Source organism: Stenotrophomonas sp. STEN035, assembly GCF_056759935.1.
Map to the genome: position 1 here is coordinate 78,503 of NZ_JBRRDY010000013.1, position 17,510 is coordinate 96,012.

At 64.6% G+C, this 17,510-nt stretch carries 16 protein-coding genes; 5 read left to right on the top strand and 11 right to left on the bottom strand.

Annotated features, from left to right (window positions below):
- Positions 1-44: 44 nt before the first annotated feature.
- Complete coding sequence (locus ACVOLL_RS09210) at positions 45-2,894, bottom strand: S8 family serine peptidase (RefSeq protein WP_481512661.1); 2,850 nt, start codon at positions 2,892-2,894, stop codon at positions 45-47.
- 192 nt (positions 2,895-3,086) lie between these two features.
- On the opposite strand from ACVOLL_RS09210, the gene ACVOLL_RS09215 reads away from it, so the two are divergent.
- From ACVOLL_RS09215 to ACVOLL_RS09230, 4 genes are all read left to right on the top strand, one after another.
- Positions 3,087-4,262, top strand: a complete 1,176-nt coding sequence (locus tag ACVOLL_RS09215) for a thiolase family protein (RefSeq protein WP_481512629.1) — start codon at positions 3,087-3,089, stop codon at positions 4,260-4,262.
- Positions 4,263-4,383: 121 nt separating this feature from the next.
- Complete coding sequence (locus ACVOLL_RS09220) at positions 4,384-4,725, top strand: hypothetical protein (protein WP_481512630.1); 342 nt, start codon at positions 4,384-4,386, stop codon at positions 4,723-4,725.
- Between the two features lie 342 nt (positions 4,726-5,067).
- Positions 5,068-5,463: a hypothetical protein gene (locus ACVOLL_RS09225; protein WP_481512631.1), complete on the top strand. Its 396-nt coding sequence runs from the start codon at positions 5,068-5,070 to the stop codon at positions 5,461-5,463.
- A gap of 159 nt (positions 5,464-5,622) precedes the next feature.
- Entirely contained in the window at positions 5,623-7,320 is a 1,698-nt protein-coding gene (locus tag ACVOLL_RS09230) for a diguanylate cyclase (protein ID WP_481512632.1), read from the top strand.
- On the opposite strand, the gene ACVOLL_RS09235 is transcribed toward ACVOLL_RS09230, so the two are convergent.
- The 9 genes from ACVOLL_RS09235 to rlmD all read right to left on the bottom strand — a co-directional run bounded on the left by ACVOLL_RS09235 (position 7,321) and on the right by rlmD (position 15,784).
- The gene (locus tag ACVOLL_RS09235) at positions 7,321-8,961 is read right to left on the bottom strand and encodes an acyl-CoA dehydrogenase family protein (RefSeq protein ID WP_481512633.1); all 1,641 of its coding nucleotides are present in this window, start codon (positions 8,959-8,961) and stop codon (positions 7,321-7,323) included. It abuts the gene before it with no gap.
- 62 nt (positions 8,962-9,023) lie between these two features.
- On the bottom strand, positions 9,024-10,262 hold the full coding sequence (locus ACVOLL_RS09240; RefSeq protein ID WP_481512634.1) for an FAD-dependent oxidoreductase: 1,239 nt from the start codon (positions 10,260-10,262) through the stop codon (positions 9,024-9,026).
- Between the two features lie 75 nt (positions 10,263-10,337).
- Complete coding sequence (gene cspE / locus ACVOLL_RS09245) at positions 10,338-10,544, bottom strand: transcription antiterminator/RNA stability regulator CspE (protein WP_481512635.1); 207 nt, start codon at positions 10,542-10,544, stop codon at positions 10,338-10,340.
- A gap of 90 nt (positions 10,545-10,634) precedes the next feature.
- Positions 10,635-11,381: an S-methyl-5'-thioinosine phosphorylase gene (locus tag ACVOLL_RS09250; protein ID WP_481512636.1), complete on the bottom strand. Its 747-nt coding sequence runs from the start codon at positions 11,379-11,381 to the stop codon at positions 10,635-10,637.
- A gap of 101 nt (positions 11,382-11,482) precedes the next feature.
- Positions 11,483-12,034, bottom strand: coding sequence for a hypoxanthine-guanine phosphoribosyltransferase (locus ACVOLL_RS09255; protein ID WP_481512637.1), 552 nt, complete (start codon positions 12,032-12,034; stop codon positions 11,483-11,485).
- Complete coding sequence (gene nagZ / locus ACVOLL_RS09260; RefSeq protein ID WP_481512638.1) at positions 12,034-13,041, bottom strand: beta-N-acetylhexosaminidase; 1,008 nt, start codon at positions 13,039-13,041, stop codon at positions 12,034-12,036. The genes ACVOLL_RS09255 and nagZ overlap by 1 nt, the downstream gene beginning before the upstream one ends.
- A gap of 79 nt (positions 13,042-13,120) precedes the next feature.
- Positions 13,121-13,816, bottom strand: a complete 696-nt coding sequence (locus ACVOLL_RS09265; RefSeq protein WP_481512639.1) for a DsbA family oxidoreductase — start codon at positions 13,814-13,816, stop codon at positions 13,121-13,123.
- Positions 13,817-13,954: 138 nt separating this feature from the next.
- Positions 13,955-14,440, bottom strand: a complete 486-nt coding sequence (locus ACVOLL_RS09270; RefSeq protein ID WP_481512640.1) for a CYTH domain-containing protein — start codon at positions 14,438-14,440, stop codon at positions 13,955-13,957.
- 3 nt (positions 14,441-14,443) lie between these two features.
- Positions 14,444-15,784 (bottom strand): 23S rRNA (uracil(1939)-C(5))-methyltransferase RlmD, encoded by a 1,341-nt coding sequence (rlmD, locus tag ACVOLL_RS09275; RefSeq protein WP_481512641.1) that lies wholly within the window; start codon positions 15,782-15,784, stop codon positions 14,444-14,446.
- Between the two features lie 125 nt (positions 15,785-15,909).
- On the opposite strand from rlmD, the gene ACVOLL_RS09280 reads away from it, so the two are divergent.
- Positions 15,910-16,623, top strand: coding sequence for an Hpt domain-containing response regulator (locus ACVOLL_RS09280; RefSeq protein ID WP_481512642.1), 714 nt, complete (start codon positions 15,910-15,912; stop codon positions 16,621-16,623).
- Positions 16,624-16,742: 119 nt separating this feature from the next.
- Here ACVOLL_RS09280 and recO read toward each other — a convergent pair whose 3' ends face one another.
- Complete coding sequence (recO, locus tag ACVOLL_RS09285) at positions 16,743-17,465, bottom strand: DNA repair protein RecO (RefSeq protein WP_481512643.1); 723 nt, start codon at positions 17,463-17,465, stop codon at positions 16,743-16,745.
- Positions 17,466-17,510: the final 45 nt, after the last annotated feature.

Genomic DNA, 17,510 nt, shown 5'->3' on the forward strand with positions numbered 1-17,510 from the left:
CTCGCCCGCCTTCTGCTTTTCATCCATCTACAACGGCTGCCAGATCAGAACGCCTGCTGCAGACGCAGGGATACCTGCCGGTTGTCACCACGCGGGCCGAAGCGCTGGTCATAGCCCAGCGACAAGCGGGTATTGCGGGCCAGCCACGACTCCACCGACAAGCCAAACAAGCCGCCTGAACGCGACGGCTGCAAGCCGGCAATCGGTGCCCAGGCGTCCACGCCGACAAAGCTGGCATCCAGGCTCAGGCCATTGCCACCCAATGCCTGCTGCCATTCGGCATAACCATTGAATGCCACCCGCTTCCACAGGTACTGGCCGCGCAAGCCGGCCAAGGCCTGCACGCGACTGCTGCTCCAGTCATCGGCGCGCAGGCCGAAGCCATAGCCGCCCTGCTCGTTGAACGCGCCACCTTCGATACGCGTGTAATCCGCGCCCAGATACGGTGTCAGCTGCGCCTTGCCATGGCCGAGCCGATAACCGGTCTCGATGCTGCTGGACAGGAAGTTACCGCTGTAACGCGCGTGCACCCCGGCGCGCTCGGAACCCAGCAACAAACCGCGATCCAGCTCACGCTGGTACTGGCCGAACCCGGCCTGGCCCAGCACATAGGCATCACCGCGCTGCCAACCAGCGTAGAGCTGCGACTGGGTCTGGCGGTCGCGGCCGCGATCCTGAGCTGGACCGCCACTGGTATTGGCACGGGTTTCGCCGAACGCGAAGCCCAGCACGGCATTGCCTGACAACGCGGTTTCGCCGCCCATCATCCAACCGCCAACGCTGTAGTCACTGCCCAGATAACCGCCCTGCCCACCGCCACCGAGGTTGCGCATCCACACGCCACTGGCCGCCGGCCGCGTACCGCCTTCGGCAAACTGGCTGGAAAGGGCGCGCCGGCTCATGTCGATGCTGTCGAAAGTCATCGCCGTGGCGGTGGCATGGGCTTGCCCGGACAGACTCTCCAGGCTCTGGGCCAAGCCGGCAAAGCCACCGCCAACGCCCTGCACCGATGCCGCTGCCGAGCCGAACGCCGTGGCCTGCAGACCGGCATCGGTATCCAGCAGTTCGAACGCCTGCTCCACCCGCTGCGCTGCCGACATTGCGCGCAAGCCGACGCTCGCCGTAGTTGCCATCGCAGTGACACTTACCCGATCCAGCTGCAGCCAGGCATTGTTGGCGTCATAGCCATACTTGACGTCCACCAGGGTGACGCCTGTACCACCAGTAGCCGGCGTAGCAAACTGTCCGCTGACACCGCCACCTGCATGCAACAGGTCCTGCCGCCGGCCGTCCTGCGGCACGTAACCGGTGACCGCGCCACTGACCATCACCCCGCCATCCAGGCTCGCGGTTCCTGTGACCTGCAAGGCATTGGAACCGAGCGCAACCATCAAGCGTGCGCCCGGGCGCTGCACATAGTTGCCCTCGATCGTTGCCGAGCCCTCATTGCTGAGCACGATCACGCTGGCACCATTGTCCACGTTGCCCACCACGCGTGTGGTGCCCGCCATGAACTGCAGTGCCGCAGCCGAAGGATTGGACTGCGCATCGATGCTGACATTCGAACGGATTGAGCCGCCGTCACGCAGCGCAAGCGTGCCCTGCTGGATACGGGTGGCACCGGCATAGGTATTGGCAGCCGACAAGCCCAACGATCCGCTGCCGGATTTCACCAGGCCGCCGGCACCGCTGATCGGATTGCTCCATACCGAATTGAGCCCGAGCTGACTCACATTGACCTTGATATCCCCCCAATCAGCCTTGCCCGGCCCCTTCACCGCCTTGCCGACATTGAGCAGGCCATAGCCGAACACCGCATCCGGCCCGGCTTCACCCAGGTCGGTCGCAGTCCCCAGCAGGGTCTGCCGGACCAGGTCATTGTTGAAGTAGGGGAACGCCTGCCACACCAGCGCTGCCGCGCCCGATACCAGGGGCGCCGCATAGGAGGTGCCACTGCCGTAGTAATACGACAGGTTGTTGGCCGTGCTGTTATGGCCAACAAACGCTGCGGTACCCGGTGCCACCAGACAGTAATTCTTGGCAACGCCGCAGGCGTTGGAATAGGACGCCAACGCCGTCGGCTTGGCCGTATCCAGGGCCGCAACTGCCAACCAGCCACGCTCCAGGTCGGCCGCCGGATAGCTGCCAGGGTCGCCAGCCTTGCTCGGCAACGCGGCCATGTCGGAAGGATTGGACTTTGATTCGTTACCGGTGGCGAACACCACCAGCCCATCGTTGTTGTTGATGAAAGGACGGTACTCGTTGGCAATCTCCGCCGTTACGTTCGGCCGGGTCCAGTACAAGCCGCCCCAGGAATTATTCATGATGCGCATGCCATCGCGGATCAGGTCCGCATGGATCGAGGCCATACCCAGCGCGCCGGTCACCTCGTTGCCCTTGCCGGAGCCATCATCGGTTGGTGCTTTGTCGGCAATGATGCGCGCCGACAGTATCTGCGCGCCCGGCGCGATGCCGCCCGGCCATTGCCCAGTGGGTGCCCCAGCGGCCAACTGCGCCACGGTGGTGCCATGCCCAACCACATCGTCCACCGACAGATTGTTCTGGGTCGAACTGACGTAGTTTCGGTTGACCAGCACCCGCCCGGCCAGCGCCGGATGGTTACGCATCACCCCGGAGTCGATCACGCCGATGCGATATCCCGCACCGGTCAGGCCCATGGCCTGCGCAGCCGGCGTATTGGTCAATGCCAGATGCGCATCAAACGCAGGCTGCGGGGTCACCGGCGGGGTAACTGGAGGTGTGGTCGGCGGCGGAGTGACCGGCGGGGTCACCGGCGGCGGATCGGATTTGGGCCCACTACCACTGCCGCAGGCTGCCAACGCCAGCGCCAATGAACTGGCCAACACGCCGCGCACCAGATTGCTGCTCACCATTGCACTACTCATTCCCTTGCTCCCCTTCCTGTGGATGATTTGCCAATTCAGGTATTACCTGATCCCGGTAGCGCTCCGGCTACCTTCTATACTGCAACGACAATCCACTGCCTGTGGGGATGTGCCGTTGGTCCAATGTGCCAGATCCCGCAGGCGTTCGATAATTGCCGCAAGGTATAACCGAGATTGCTCATGTCTGACATCGTCATCGCCGCCGCCAAGCGTACCGCCATTGGCTCCTTCCTTGGCCAGTTCAACGGCGTCCCCACCCCGACCCTGGGCGCCACTGCCATCAGCGCCGCCATGGCGCAGTCCGGCATCCCCGCCACGGACGTGTCCGAGGTCATCATGGGCTGCGTGCTGCCGGCCAACCTTGGTCAGGCGCCCGCCCGCCAGGCCGCGCTCGCCGCCGGCCTGCCGACCAGCACCGGTGCCACCACGCTTAACAAGGTCTGCGGCTCCGGCATGAAAGCCATCATGCTCGGCCATGACCTGATCAAGGCCGGCTCGGCCAGCATCGTGGTTGCCGGCGGCATGGAGTCCATGTCCAACGCCCCGCACATGCTGCCCAACTCGCGTACCGGCAACCGCTACGGAAACTTCCAGGCAGTGGACCACATGGCATGGGACGGCCTGACCAATCCCTATGACGGCCAGTCCATGGGCGTGTTCGCCGAGGCCACCGTGGCCAAGTTCGGCTTCACCCGTGAAGAGCAGGACGCCTACGCGATTGAATCGGTGACCCGCGCGCAGGCCGCCCAGGCCAATGGCGCGTTCAACGACGAAATCGTTGCGGTGAAGGTTGCCACCCGCAAGGGCGAGGTCGAGTTCAACCAGGACGAACAGCCGGGCAAGTCGGACATCAGCAAGATCCCGACCCTGCGCCCGGCCTTCAAGAAGGATGGCAGCGTCACCGCCGCCAGTTCTTCCAGCATTTCCGACGGCGCCGCCGCGCTGGTACTGCTGTCCGCCGACGATGCTGCCAAACGCGGCGTGCAGCCGCTGGCCCGCATTGCCGCCCATGCCACCCACTCGCAGGAACCGGAATGGTTCACCACCGCACCGATCGGAGCGATCAGCAAGGTCCTTGAAAAGGCTGGCTGGGCCATCGCCGACGTCGACCTGTTCGAGATCAACGAAGCGTTCGCCGTGGTGGCGATGGCGCCGATTCGTGAACTGGGCATTCCACACGCCAAGATCAACGTCAATGGTGGTGCCTGCGCATTGGGCCATCCCATCGGTGCTTCTGGCGCCCGCTTGGTGGTTACGCTGGTAAACGCCTTGCGCACACGCGGCCTCAAGCGTGGCGTTGCGTCGCTCTGCATCGGCGGCGGCGAAGCAACTGCCATCGCCATTGAATTGATTTAATTGGAAAATTTCAGATATTTCCAAACCTGAATGCGGGACCGCTTGACAGTCAAAATGGGCTTGTCATCATGTTCCCGGCGCGCAATGGCGCGTTGCCTAATTTCACGACGAGGATTCACAAATGAGCATCAACAAGCTGCTGATCGCAATGACCCTGGGTCTGGCCCTGACCGCCTGCTCGAAGCAGGAGCAGGCTGCTGACGCCGCCGCTGCCGCTGACACCGCTGCAACCGAAGCCCAGGGCGCTGCTGACGCTGCTGCCACCGCTGGCGCTGCTACCGCTGACGCTGCCCAGGCTGCTGCCGACACCGCCGCCACCGCTGCTGACGCTGCTGGCCAGGCTGCTGGCGCCGCTGCTGCTGCCACCACCGACGCTGCTGCTGCCACCGCTACCGACGCTGCCAAGGCTGCTGAAGACGTTGCTGCACAGGCCAAGGACGCTGCTGAAGAAGCCAAGAAGTAATAACTTCTGCTTCCAAGCTGGTCTTGAAAAGCCGCTGGTTCGCCAGCGGCTTTTCTTATGGGCGGCCTTTGCTCCAGCAATGCCACGGATTGCTGCAAACAAGCCTCAACCCGCCCCTACTGCCCTACGCACTGAGCACAACACGCTGATCCGCAAGCATGCCTCCTGCGGCTACCTGCAAGCCGGGATGAGCGGATACGGGCGGCGCAGCCACCCATCACCGCGCTGACCATGCCAAGGCCCTGAGCTCCTTGAGCGCATCCCCCGTGTGATCTGGTCTTGACGTGATCTGAATACGCCGCCCTCTAGGGTGACCACATTGGTCCAACTAAGGAGAGTGCAATGAAGCTGTTTGTCCCCGTACTGACCGCAGGCCTGGTGCTGGCGTTGGCTGGCTGCAATGACCGTAACGCCGAGCAGGCCAAGCAGGACGCAGCCGCTGCTGCAGACCATGCCGCCGACGCAGCCAAGAACGCAGCCGAATCCGCCGCAGATGCGACCCGCGACGCCGCCAACCAAGCTGCCGCTGCCACCCGTAGTGCCGCCGCCGAATCACAACAGGCACTGGACAAAGCCGCCGACGCCACCACCAAGGCTGCCGACGACGCCTCCGTTGCAGCCAAGGACGCCGCCGCCGATGCCAGCGCCGCTACCGCGAACGCGGCACAGAAGGTTGCCGACCACGCCCACGATGCAGCCAAGCAAGCGCGAGAAAAAGCGGACGCCGCCAAGCATTGATAGACTTCGTCACGCAGCGGCCATGCCGATGGCCGCTGCGTGACGCTCGCGCTGGATGCGTGATGCCACAGGGGGCCGGATGCACGCAATCCGGGCAGGCATGTGATCACGCGCGCGGCAGCACGTGCGTATCACCTCGATCATGCAGTCAAGGGCGGAATGCGGAAACACACAGGTAGTAAATTCGCGCTGATATTCTCGGCGCTGGTGTTCGTCGCCATTGGCGTCGGTGTATTCGTCGGCGCGCGCAGGTTCATCGCCGATGCACGGCTGGTCGCCCATACCCACGAAGTCATCAGCCGGATTGATGAGATCCAGTCGATGGTGCTGGATGCCGAATCGGCCGAGCGCGGTTACCTGCTGACCGGCAGCCAGGCCTATCTGCTTGACTACCAGGTGAGCGTGGAACGGCTGCCACTTTTGTTGAGCAGCTTGTCCAGGTCGATCCCCGACAACCCCGACCAGGCACGCAATGCAATCAAGCTCAATGAGCTGGTCAACCGGCGCCTGCAGCAGATCCAGCATGTCGTGGATATCTATGACGGCCAAGGCCTGGACGCCGCACGTGCGGCAATCAACCAGAGCGCATTCCGCACCACCAGCGCCATCCGCGAACAGGTGCGGACCATGGTCGAGGAAGAACACGACCGGCTGGTGGATCGCGCCGCCAGCTCACGCCGCAGTGCGGACCTGCTACTAGGGCTTGCCTTTGCCGGCATCCCCTTTGGCTTGGCTGTGGTCGCATCGGTCTACGGCATCCTGCTGTCCGAGCTGCGCCGCCGCAGCCGCGCCGAGAAGCGCGCAGCCAGCGCTACTCAACAACTGGCCGGCAACCTGGAGCAGATCGAACGCTCCAGCGCCGACCTGCAGACCCTGGGCCGCTATACCGGCCTGCTGCAGAGCTGTGCCAACCCGGAGGAAGCCCTGGAGATCAGCGCGCGTACGCTGGAAGCATTGATGCCCAATGTCGCCGGCTCGGTCTATCTGCTGCGCGCCTCCAATGATCGCGTCGAGAACATCGTCAGCTGGGGCAAGCCGCTGGTGGAAACCAGCGCATTTCTGCCACCCAGCGATTGCTGGGCGATACGGCGTGGGCAACCGCATGTCATCGATGACCTGTTGCGTGATGCCAGCTGCCCGCATATCAGCCGACCAGAACATGGCCAATCCGTAGCCACCGCCTGCATTCCGATGTCGGCACAAGGTGCGCAGATTGGTTTTCTATTTCTTTCCGGTGCCGGCCCCGGCCCGCTGCCACGCTTGAACATCGCCGAATCAGCAGTGGAGCAGCTGTCGCTTGCGTTGAGCAATCTGCGCCTGCGCGAGTCACTGCGCCTGCAATCGATCCGCGACCCGCTGACCGGCCTGTACAACCGCCGCTATCTGGAGGAATCGCTGACCCGGGAAATCGCCCGCTGCGGTCGCCGCGACTTCCCGCTGTCGGTCATCATGCTGGATGTGGATCACTTCAAGCAGTTCAACGATACCCACGGTCACGGCGGCGGCGATGCCTTGCTGGCCGCCATCGGCCAGCTGCTGGGCTCGCGCCTGCGCGGGGAGGACATCGCATGCCGTTATGGCGGCGAAGAGTTCACTGTGATCCTGCCCGAGTCGGACAGCAGCAATGCCCTGCGTCAGGCCGAGGAGCTGCGTCTTGCCCTGTCGCAGATGAGCGTGCCGTTCTCCGGCAAGACGCTGCCGCCGATCACCATCTCGCTGGGCGTGGCGACGTATCCGGTTGATGGCGTGGCTGGCCTCACTCTCCTGCGCAAGGCCGATGCCGCGCTGTACCGGGCCAAGCGCAGCGGCCGCAACCAGGTGCTGCGTTTCGACCCGGCATTGGATGGCGCCGGCTGATCAGGCCTGCGGCAAGGCGCGCGTCAAAATGCCCGCAAACGGCGCTGTTGCCTGCAGCACGCCGTAGACGCCGGCCGCACGCGGCAGGCGTGATTGCACATACAACGCTGCCAGCGGGCTGTCTGCGCGCAGCAACGCCGCTGCCTGCAACAACACCGCTATATCGCTGACCAGCGTGCGCGCATCGGCTTGGGCGAATTCGGCCCCTTGCAACTGGCCCGATACCGCCGACAGTGCGCGATCATAGCCATCGTTGCGGCCCGCGACCTGCTGCAGCTCGGCCAGCAAGGCCACACGCGTTTCTGGCTCGCGCTGCAAGGCACGCAGCACATCCAGGCACTGCACGTTACCGCTGCCTTCCCAGATCGAGTTCAGCGGCGCCTGCCGGTACAACCGCGGCAACATCGACTCTTCCACATAACCAGCACCGCCCAGGCATTCCTGCGCTTCGTTGACGAAGCCTGCTGCACGCTTGCATATCCAGAACTTGCCGATGGCCGTGCCGATCCGTGCGAAGGCAGCTTCATGTGCATCCTGCGGCGCGCCATCGACGGCGCGCGCCACGCGCATCGCCAAGGTAGTCGCAGCCTCCGATTCGATTGCAAGATCACTCAGCACATTCGCCATCAACGGATGCTCGACCAGGAACTTGCCAAAGCTGCGCCGGTGCCGCGCATGATGCAGCGCCTGCGCCAAGGCCATGCGCATCTGCGCGGCCGAGCCCAGCATGCAATCCAGCCGGGTCAGCATCACCATCTCGATGATGGTGGCCACGCCGCGTCCTTCTTCGCCAACACGGCGCGCCCAGGCGCCGCAGAACTCCACCTCGCTGGAGGCATTGGCCCAGTCGCCGAGCTTGTCCTTCAGGCGCATCAGATGGAAGTTGTTGCGTCGCCCGCAGGCCAGTCGCCGCGGCATCAAAAAGCAGCTCAATCCACCAGGTGCCTGCGCCAGCACCAGCCAGCCATCGGACATCGGCGCGGAGAAAAACCATTTGTGCCCAATCAGGCTGTACTCGCCCTCGCCCGCCAACGGTGTCGCCATGGTCGTGTTGCTGCGCACATCGGAGCCGCCCTGCTTCTCGGTCATGCCCATGCCGACGGTGATGCCCGGCTTGTCACCGATGGGCAGATCGCGCGCGTCATAGAACGGCGCTGCTGCCTTGTTGGCCCATTCGGCCAGCGCAGGCTCCTGGCGCAGCACCGGCACGGCGGCATGGGTCATGGTCAGCGGGCAACTGGTGCCAGCTTCGGCCTGGTGATGCAGATAGCTCAGCGCTGCGCGCGCCACATGCGCGCCGGGCTGCGCCGAACGCCAGGACAACCCGGCCACGCCACGGGTTTTCGCCGTGGCCATGAGCCGATGGTAGGCAGGATGGAAATCAACTGTGTCGATCCGGTTGCCGTGCGCATCGTGGGTACGCAACAGCGGTCGCTGGCGGTTGGCATCAAAGCCGATCCGGTACAGCTCGCCACCGGCCAGTACCCCGTAGTGCTGCACTGCCTCCGCGAAGGCTTGCGCGCCTTCGCGTTGCACACACTGCTGCAAGGCCAGATCGTCCTGCCACAGATCACGCTCGGCGAACGGCGGCGGCTGGTTGTCGACGACGTGGGTTTCAAACGGAGGCGGCTGCGGCAGCATGGCGGCGACTCGGGGAGGACCGCCCTTGATTCTGCCGCAAGCGCGCGCTGCCCGCGCACTGCTCAGCGCTTCTGCGCGACCTCGGCCAGCGCTGCAATGAATTCATCCTGCAGCGCCAACTTGCCAAACAGGCCGTGCTGGGTGCCACTGAGCACACGCAGCATATGCCCGCGCCCGCCAGGCATACGCCCCATGGGCTTGAACAGCAGGTCCCGGCCATTGGCGATCCAATCGTGATCGGATTGGAAGATCGGCGTCAGCCAGCGGCTCCAGAACTGGTACAGCCATACATGCGCCTTGCGCTGGTGCTGGTAACGCGCCAATGCGGCATCAATGCTCTGCTCCGCGCGCAAGGCATCGCGCAGTGCCATCGCATCCATCAATGCCATGTTGACGCCCTGCCCCAGCTGCGGGCTCATCGAGTGCGCCGCGTCACCGGCCAACACCAGGCGGCCGCGGTACCAGCGGTCCATCACCGCATCGCGGTAGCTGGCGCGGGCCAGCTGCGTCTGCACGCTGACCCCGGCCAGGCGCTCGCGCGCTTCCGGCCATAGCGTGGCGATCTCATCCAGCCACGGCTCCAGTCCGTCACGCTCCCAGGCCTGGAAGCCATCGCGCGGCAGGCTCCAGAAGAAGCTCAGGCGCTGCTCGCTGTCGCCGGGGCGGCTGCCCACCGGCAACAGACCTATCATTTTGCGCGCGGCCACATAGCGCTGGCGGAGCTCGTCGCCATGCTGCCAATCACCGCGCGGCAACAGGCACCACAGCGCGCCCCAGGGGTAAACGCGATCCAGCTTGGTGCCCTGCACCTGCGCGCGCAGGCCGGAACCCGAACCATCAGTGGCGATCACCAGATCAAACGGTCCATGCCAATGCCCGTGCTGGTCCTGTACGCGCTGCAGCGTGTCGTCGATGGCGCTGATGCGGCTATCCACGTGCAGCGACGGGCCCGCATCCCAGGCCGCATCCAGCAGCGAGAACAATGCCCCGCGCTGCATGCCCACACCACATAGGCGTGCGTCCAGCCCGGCGTAGGTCATGTCCATCACCGCGCGCCCGCAAGGCGTCTCGCCGTACAGGCGGCGCACCACCGCGCCGTGCTCCAGCACCTGCGGCATCAGCTGCATCTGCCACAGCGTCTGCAAACCACTGGGCTGCAGCAGGAAACCCGCACCTACGGGGCCCGGCGTTGCGGCCTGCTCGAACACCTGCACCCGGTGCCCGTCGCGCGACAGCAGCACCGCCAGCGCCTGCCCGGCGGTGCCGTAGCCAACGATGGCGATATCCAGTGTCTTGATCATTACAGTCCCTCCCTGGCCGACCACAGCCCAAAAAAAACCCCGCCTAGGCGGGGCTTTTCCGCACAGGCGGGTCGATCACTCGACCGGCATGATGTTCGAAGCCTGGGCACCCTTCGGGCCCTGGGTCACGTCATAGCTGACGCGCTGGCCTTCCTGCAGGCTGCGGAAGCCCTTGGAATTGATCGCAGAGAAGTGCGCGAAGACATCGGCGCTGCCGTCCTCCGGTGAGATGAAGCCAAATCCCTTGGCGTCGTTGAACCACTTGACGGTACCGTTCGGCATGGTGATGCGAGACCTTGTTCGATGAATGGATTGATGCACGCTGAATGAGGCGTACTGGCGGAGTATGCAAACCTTAAGCCGGGATGACAATCACCCCCGCGCCAATTCACCCACCAAAGTCGGCAAACCAGACGAAGCTGCTTCCACATTGGCCAAAACCTCGGCCATGGTGATCTCCGCGGCGTCGCCGCAGCCAGCCGCCCAATTGGCAACAATCGCCAGGCAGGCGTATTCCAGCCCCAACTCGCGCGCCAGCCCGGCCTCGGGCATGCCGGTCATGCCGACCAGATCGCAGCCATCACGGCGCATCCGGGCGATTTCGGCATTGGTTTCCAGACGCGGGCCCTGGGTGGCCCCGTAGCAGCCGCCATCCTGCATCGCCACGCCCTTGGCCTTGGCCGCCGCCAGCACCTTGGCGCGGAACGACGGGGTGTAGGGATGGCCGAAATCCACATGCAGGACCTCGCTGCCCTCTTCCTCGCTGAGGGTGGAAATCCGACCCCAGGTGTAGTCGATCAGCTGGTCCGGGCAGGCCAGTACGCGCGGGCCGAAGTCCTCACCAATGCCGCCCACCGTGTTCAAGGCCAGCACCCGGGTTGCGCCCAGCTGCTTGAGCGCGGCCAGGTTGGCGCGGTAGTTGATCTTGTGCGGCGGGATCGAATGGCCTTCGCCATGCCGGGCCAGAAACGCCACGCGCTGGCCGTTCAACAGGCCAACCCGGACCGGGCCGGAAGGGGCGCCGTAGGCGGTTTCCACCTCGTGGGTCTGGACATCGTCCAGCGCGGCCAGCTTGTACACGCCGGTGCCGCCAATAACGGCCAGGGCGATAGGTTCCATGCTCATTCCTGATGTTCTCGTTGGGCACGCGCAAGCCACGCCCTTGGCGTGGCCCAGCCGCGATCAGACCGAAAGCCGATGGCAAGCATCGGCCGCCGGTATTACTGCTTCATTGCGTAGATGGCCGGCAGCGAACGCAGCGATTCGTTGACGTCCATGCCGAAGCCGAACACGAAGCGGTCCGGCAGGTCGATGCCGGCATAGTCGGCCTTGACGCCCGGCAGCGCACGGTCGTGCTGCTTGACCGTCAGCACGGCGATGCGCACGTCGGTTGCGCCCTGCTCCAGGCACCATTCGCGCACGCCCTGCAGGGTGAAGCCTTCATCCAGGATGTCGTCGACCAGAATCACCCGGCGGCCGAACAGGGCCGACACCGGGCGGTGCTTCCAGACCAGCTCGCCGCCGGTCTCGCCGTGATAGCGCGAGGCCTGCATGTAGTCGAACTGCGCGTCCTGACCGCGCGCGCCCAGTTCCAATGCCAGTTGGCCGGCGAACGGCAGCGCACCGTTCATGATCGAGATGAACACCGGCACTTCGCCCTTGTAGTCACGCGCGATGGCGTCGGCGATGCCGGCGATGGCGGTGTCGATGGTGGGACGGTCGACCAGCAGGTCGGCCTGGGCCACGGCTTGTTCAAGAGTGAGTTTGGACATCAGGCGGTTCTTCCAAGGTTTTCAAACAGATGATTACGGGTATCAGTATGGCGGGCATCGGCCAGCAGGCCGCCCCAGCCCATCGCCCCGCGGCCGATCAGGCTCAACAGGGCGGCGGTATTCAAGCTGCGGCCGGTCACGGCCTGCAGTGATTCTTCGACCAGCTCAGGGTGGCAGACCAGCACCACGTCGCAGCCGGCATCCAGGTGCGCATCGACGCGGGCCTTGACCCCACCGGCGGCGAAGGAGGCCGCCATGCCGATGTCGTCGGAGAACACGACGCCCCGGAAGCCCATCTGCTCACGCAGGATCTGGTTGATCCAGCGCGGCGAGTAGCCTGCCGGTTCCGGCGCCACCTGCGGGTAGATGACGTGCGCCATCATCACCGCATCGGCGCCAGCAGCGATGCCGGCCCGGAACGGTATCAGGTCGTGGGCTTCAATTTCGGCCAGAGGCCGCGGGTCGACCGCGGTGTCCACATGGGTGTCCTCACGGACCGTGCCATGGCCGGGGAAATGCTTGAGCGTGGCGGCCATGCCGACCGAATGCATGCCGCGCACATAGGCAGCGGTCAAGGCGGCGACGACCTGCGGGTCTTCGCCAAAGGCACGGTTGCCGATGGCCAGGTTGCCATGGCCCACGTCCACCACCGGAGCGAAGCTCAGGTCCAGGCCGCTGGCGCGGATTTCACTGGCCATCAGCCAAGCGTGCTGCTCGGCCAGGGCCAGGGCGCCGTCCGGGTCGCTCGCATACAGCTTGCCGAAGCCTTCCAGCGGCGGCAGATCTGCATAGCCCTCGCGGAAGCGCTGCACCCGCCCGCCTTCCTGGTCCACGCTGATCAACAGCAGGCGTGCGGTGGCAGCGCGGATCGCCGCGGTCAGCTCGACTACCTGCGCCCGCGAAGCGAAGTTGCGCTTGAACAGCACCACCCCGGCCACGGCGTCGTGCTGCAGCCAGTCACGCTCCTGGGCAGTCAGTTCGGTGCCGGCAACGCCGATCAAAAGCATGCAAGGACTCCAATCCACCGCAGACTGCGGCGTAGCGGAATATTGTCGCAGATGGCGCTCGCCGCGTCAGAGCCTGCGTTCAGACGCTGCAGCCATCCGGGCCACAGGCCTGTTCATCCGGGCTGGCAGCGCCCTGCGGCGCCTGCTCGGCGGCGATCTTCCGCAATACGTCGGCAAACACTTCTGCCGGCTGTCCGCCCTGCACCGCGTACTGGCCGTTGATCACGAAGGTCGGCACCGACTGGATACCCAGCGCCTGGGCCTGGCCGATGCCGGCCTGGACCTGGGCCAGACCTTCGTCCGAGGCCAGCATCGCCTGCACGCGCTCGGCCGGGATCTCGCCCGCCGCGGCGGCAGCAATCAGCACCTGTGGATCGGCCAGGTTGCGGCCTTCGGCGAAGTGCGCACGGAACAACGCCTCACCGACCTGCTCCTGCACCCCGTACTGACCTGCCAGCCACATCAGCCGGTGCGCCAGCAAGGTGCTGACCTTGACCTGGCCCTTGCCGAAATCCATCGGCAGGCCTTCGGCCTGGGCTGCGCTCTGGGTCTGCGCCAGCATCTGCTTGGTGCGTTCAGCGCCGCCGAACTTGGCAGCGTAGGCCTCCAACAACGGCACCGGGGTGGTACCGGCGTCCGGATCAAGCAGGAACGGATGCCAGCGCACCTCGATCTCAGGCGCGTCGGCGCCCAGCAACTCAAGACCGCGCTGGAAGCGGTGCTTGCCAATCCAGCACCAAGGGCAGACCACGTCGGACCAGATATCGATGCGCATGAGGGTTCCTAATATCAATGTAGTGCCGAGCCATGCTCGGCTGAAGCTTTACCGGTAATGCCTCTGCCGAGCAGGGCTCGGCACTACCGGGTTTGCTTGTGAAGCCTCTGCCGAGCATGGCTCGGCACTACGGGCACTTCACCACTGGCTGTACGGTTTCGATGCCAAGGCCAGATTGTAATAACGCAACTCGTCGGTCACTTCGGTACCGGCCCAATCGGGCTTGGCGAACACCTGATCGGCGCTCTCCAGCTCCACTTCGGCCACTACCAGTCCGGCGTTGTCGCCGAGGAACTCATCAACTTCCCACAGCAGCCCGCCGTGCTGGACCAGATGCCGGCGCTTGTCGATCAGGCCGCCAACGCACAGCGCCAGCAGCTCACGCGCCTCGTTCACCGGCACCGGGTACTCAAACTCCTGACGGGTGTGGCCGAGCTCGCGCGACTTGATGTTCAGGTAAGCATCTTCGCCCTGGATGCGGACCCGCACCGAAGCCTTCTGCGCGCCACTGTCCATCGCCGCCGTATCGTTGATATAGCCCTGCGCCATGGGGATGACGGCGTGCGCAGCAGCACGCCAGCCATCGCTGGTGACGAGGAACTTGCGTTCGATCTCGATACCCACCGCTTACCTCTTCTCGAATACGGCAATGCTCTCAACGTGCGCGGTGTGCGGGAACATGTCCATCGCACCGGCCGAGACCAGGGTGAAGCCACGCTCGTTGACCAGGTAACCGGCATCGCGTGCCAGCGAACCCGGGTGGCAGCTCACATAGACGATGCGCTTGAACTGCTCCAGCGGCAACTGCTTGAGCACATCGATCGCACCCGAACGCGGCGGGTCGAGCAGCAGCTTGTCAAAGCCCTGCTTCATCCACGGTGCTTCGCTTTGATCCAAAGTCAGGTCGGCGGCGTAAAACTCGGCGTTGGCCAGGCCATTGCGCTCGGCGTTTTCCTTGGCGCGTGCGACCAGTCCGGCCTCGCCTTCCACGCCCACCACTTCGCGCACGCTGCGCGCCAGCGGCAGGGTGAAGTTGCCCAGTCCACAGAACAAGTCGAGCACTCGCTCATCCGGCTGTGGGTCCAGCAAGGTCAGCGCATGCGCGATCATCTGCTGGTTGAGCTTGGCATTGACCTGGATGAAGTCCAGCGGACGGAACGCCAGCTCCACATCCCACTGCGGCAGCGCGAACGACAGCGCGACGCCTTCGGCCGGCCACAGCGGCGCCACGGTGTGCAGGCCGCCGGACTGCAGGTAGATGGCAAAGCCATGCTCCTGCCCGAATGCGATCCATGCCTGCTTGTCAGCGTCACTGAGCGGCTGCAGATGGCGCACGGTCAGGGCGATGGCCGCATCACCAGCGATGAATTCGATCTGTGGGATGTCGCGCTTGCCGTCCAGCGTCTCGATGAAGGTGGACAGTACGCCCACCTTGCTGCCGATCTCCGGGATCACCGTCAGGCACTGCGACAGATCGGCGACAAAGCGCGGATCCAGTTCGCGGAAGCCAACCAGCGTCTTGTCCTTCTTCTCGACGCGGCGTACCGAGAAGCGGCCCTTGCGGCGATAGCCCCAGCTGTCGCCCACCAGCGCCGGCAACACCTCGCCCGGGCTGACGTGGCCGATGCGGGTCAGGTTGTCGGTCAGCACCTGCTGCTTGGCCACGATCTGCTGCGACTCTTCCAGGTGCTGCAGCACGCAACCAGCACACACGCCGAAATGCGGGCAGCGCGGCTCGACGCGGTGCGGCGACGCCTTGAGCACTTCAACCGTCTTGGCTTCATCGAAATGACGGCTTTTGCCGGTCTGCTCGGCCATCACCGTTTCCTGCGGCAGCGCGCCGCTGATGAAGGTGACCTTGCCACCCTCGCCTTCGCGCCGGGCAACGCCACGGCCGTCATGGCTCAGGTCGAGGATGTCGGTCTGGAACGGGGTCTTGTCTATGCGGGGGGATCTGGATCGGGCCACGTGGCAACAGGCTGCGGGCAAAAGGGCGGCCATTGTCGCAGATGCTCAACATGAACACCCCCGATGGCTTGCAGATCGCCGCGCCATCGCTAATATGCGGGGTGTAGCTGACATGGAGGCAGCAGATGAATACGCATCACCAAGGAAACCTGCCGCGCCTGTTGTTGGTCGAGGACGACATGACCAGCCAGGGCTTCTTCCAGTTTGTACTGGAATCGCTACCGGCCAAGGTCGATATCGCCGAATCATGCGCCAGCGCGCTGCGCTTGGCACAGAGCGGAACCTACGACCTGTGGTTGCTTGATGTGAACCTGCCTGACGGCAACGGTGCCAACCTGCTGCGTAGCCTGCGTGAACGCCATCCGCACACCATTGCACTGGCGCATACCGCAGATACCAGCCAGGAAATACAGACGACGCTGCAGCAGGCCGGTTTCCACGAAACCCTGGTCAAACCGATCAGTCGCGATGCGCTGCTCAAAAGCGTGCGCCGTGCGCTGAGCAAGTCCACGGCAAAAACCGATGGCAACATTGCCGAGGCCGCCCTGGATTGGGACGAATCCGCCGCAATGAATGCCTTGAACGGGCAGCAGGCGCATGTACGTGCACTGCGCGAACTGTTCCTGTCCGAGTTACCCGGCACCCGCGATGCGGTCAGCCATGCACTTGAAGAACATGACGACAAAGCCCTGCATGCACAGCTGCACAAACTGCAGGCCAGCTGTGGTTTTGTTGGTGCCTCGCGCTTGGCGGTTGCAGTGCGTCAGCTGAATCACGATCCGGCATCGATGCAGGCGCGGCAACAATTCGGCAGCGCTGTCAGCGCCCTGCTGCGCTGATCAGATGTAGTGCCGAGCCATGCTCGGCAACAGGCTTCCCCGGTAGAGCCTCTGCCGAGCATGGCTCGGCACTACATGGTTGGATTCTGCATGCGGCCGCTGCCGAGCATGGCTCGGCACTACGGCTGCGAACGGGCCAGTTCGCCCAGCATTTCCCAGGATTTGAGCCCACGACCACCAAGATGGTGCAGCAGCACTGCACGCATCTGCAGACGCAGGCTGGCGACATCGCTGCTGTCGGGCTGTTGATCCTCGGCCAATGCCAGCAACGCGCTGCCGGTGGCCAGCGCGCGCCGCTCATTGTTGCGCTCACTCAACAGACGAAGCGGCCCCTGCAGCGGATCCAGACGATAACGCGCTGCCGGATCGATCGGCTCGCCATCGGCGCCACAACTCCAGTCGAAGCCAAAGCCCAATGCGTCAAGCAGGTCACGCTCGAAGCGCCGCAGTGACCAAGCCAACGTATCGGCCTGATCAAGCTGCCCGCGCAACTCTCCGTAAGCCACGTACAGCTCCGGCAACGGGTCCTGCCGCGGCGTCAAGCGCATCACCAGTTCGTTGATATAGAAGCCGGCCAGCATCGCGTGGCCGTGTAGACGCGGCGCCACGTCCTGGCTTTCGGCGCGGCGCAGTTGCGCCAACTCACCGGTTTGCTGCGCGTCAAAGCGAATCGCCTGCAGTGGCTGCAAGGCTGCACGCAACGCCTGCTTCTTCGGCCCCTGCACACCACGCGCAAGCAGGCCGAGGCGGCCATGCTCCAGACTCAGCACCTCGACCAGCAGGCTGGTCTCGCGCCAAGGCCGGGCATGCAGCACGTAAGCGGGCTGGTCTTCGATGCGCATCTAAGGCTGGGAATCGGGAATGGAGAATCGGGAGTCGGAACAGCC

Excerpts from the sequence above, each read along its gene's own strand:
- ACVOLL_RS09240 (WP_481512634.1), bottom strand. The coding sequence starts at position 10,262 with ATGATCAAGACACTGGATATCGCCATCGTTGGCTACGGCACCGCCGGG.
- ACVOLL_RS09250 (WP_481512636.1), bottom strand. The coding sequence starts at position 11,381 with ATGGAACCTATCGCCCTGGCCGTTATTGGCGGCACCGGCGTGTACAAG.
- ACVOLL_RS09225 (WP_481512631.1), top strand. The coding sequence starts at position 5,068 with ATGAAGCTGTTTGTCCCCGTACTGACCGCAGGCCTGGTGCTGGCGTTG.
- ACVOLL_RS09235 (WP_481512633.1), bottom strand. The coding sequence starts at position 8,961 with ATGCTGCCGCAGCCGCCTCCGTTTGAAACCCACGTCGTCGACAACCAG.
- ACVOLL_RS09230 (WP_481512632.1), top strand. The coding sequence starts at position 5,623 with ATGCGGAAACACACAGGTAGTAAATTCGCGCTGATATTCTCGGCGCTG.
- ACVOLL_RS09265 (WP_481512639.1), bottom strand. The coding sequence starts at position 13,816 with ATGCGCATCGATATCTGGTCCGACGTGGTCTGCCCTTGGTGCTGGATT.
- ACVOLL_RS09280 (WP_481512642.1), top strand. The coding sequence starts at position 15,910 with ATGAATACGCATCACCAAGGAAACCTGCCGCGCCTGTTGTTGGTCGAG.
- ACVOLL_RS09210 (WP_481512661.1), bottom strand. The coding sequence starts at position 2,894 with ATGGTGAGCAGCAATCTGGTGCGCGGCGTGTTGGCCAGTTCATTGGCG.
- cspE (WP_481512635.1), bottom strand. The coding sequence starts at position 10,544 with ATGCCGAACGGTACCGTCAAGTGGTTCAACGACGCCAAGGGATTTGGC.
- ACVOLL_RS09220 (WP_481512630.1), top strand. The coding sequence starts at position 4,384 with ATGAGCATCAACAAGCTGCTGATCGCAATGACCCTGGGTCTGGCCCTG.
- ACVOLL_RS09215 (WP_481512629.1), top strand. The coding sequence starts at position 3,087 with ATGTCTGACATCGTCATCGCCGCCGCCAAGCGTACCGCCATTGGCTCC.
- recO (WP_481512643.1), bottom strand. The coding sequence starts at position 17,465 with ATGCGCATCGAAGACCAGCCCGCTTACGTGCTGCATGCCCGGCCTTGG.
- ACVOLL_RS09255 (WP_481512637.1), bottom strand. The coding sequence starts at position 12,034 with ATGTCCAAACTCACTCTTGAACAAGCCGTGGCCCAGGCCGACCTGCTG.
- nagZ (WP_481512638.1), bottom strand. The coding sequence starts at position 13,041 with ATGCTTTTGATCGGCGTTGCCGGCACCGAACTGACTGCCCAGGAGCGT.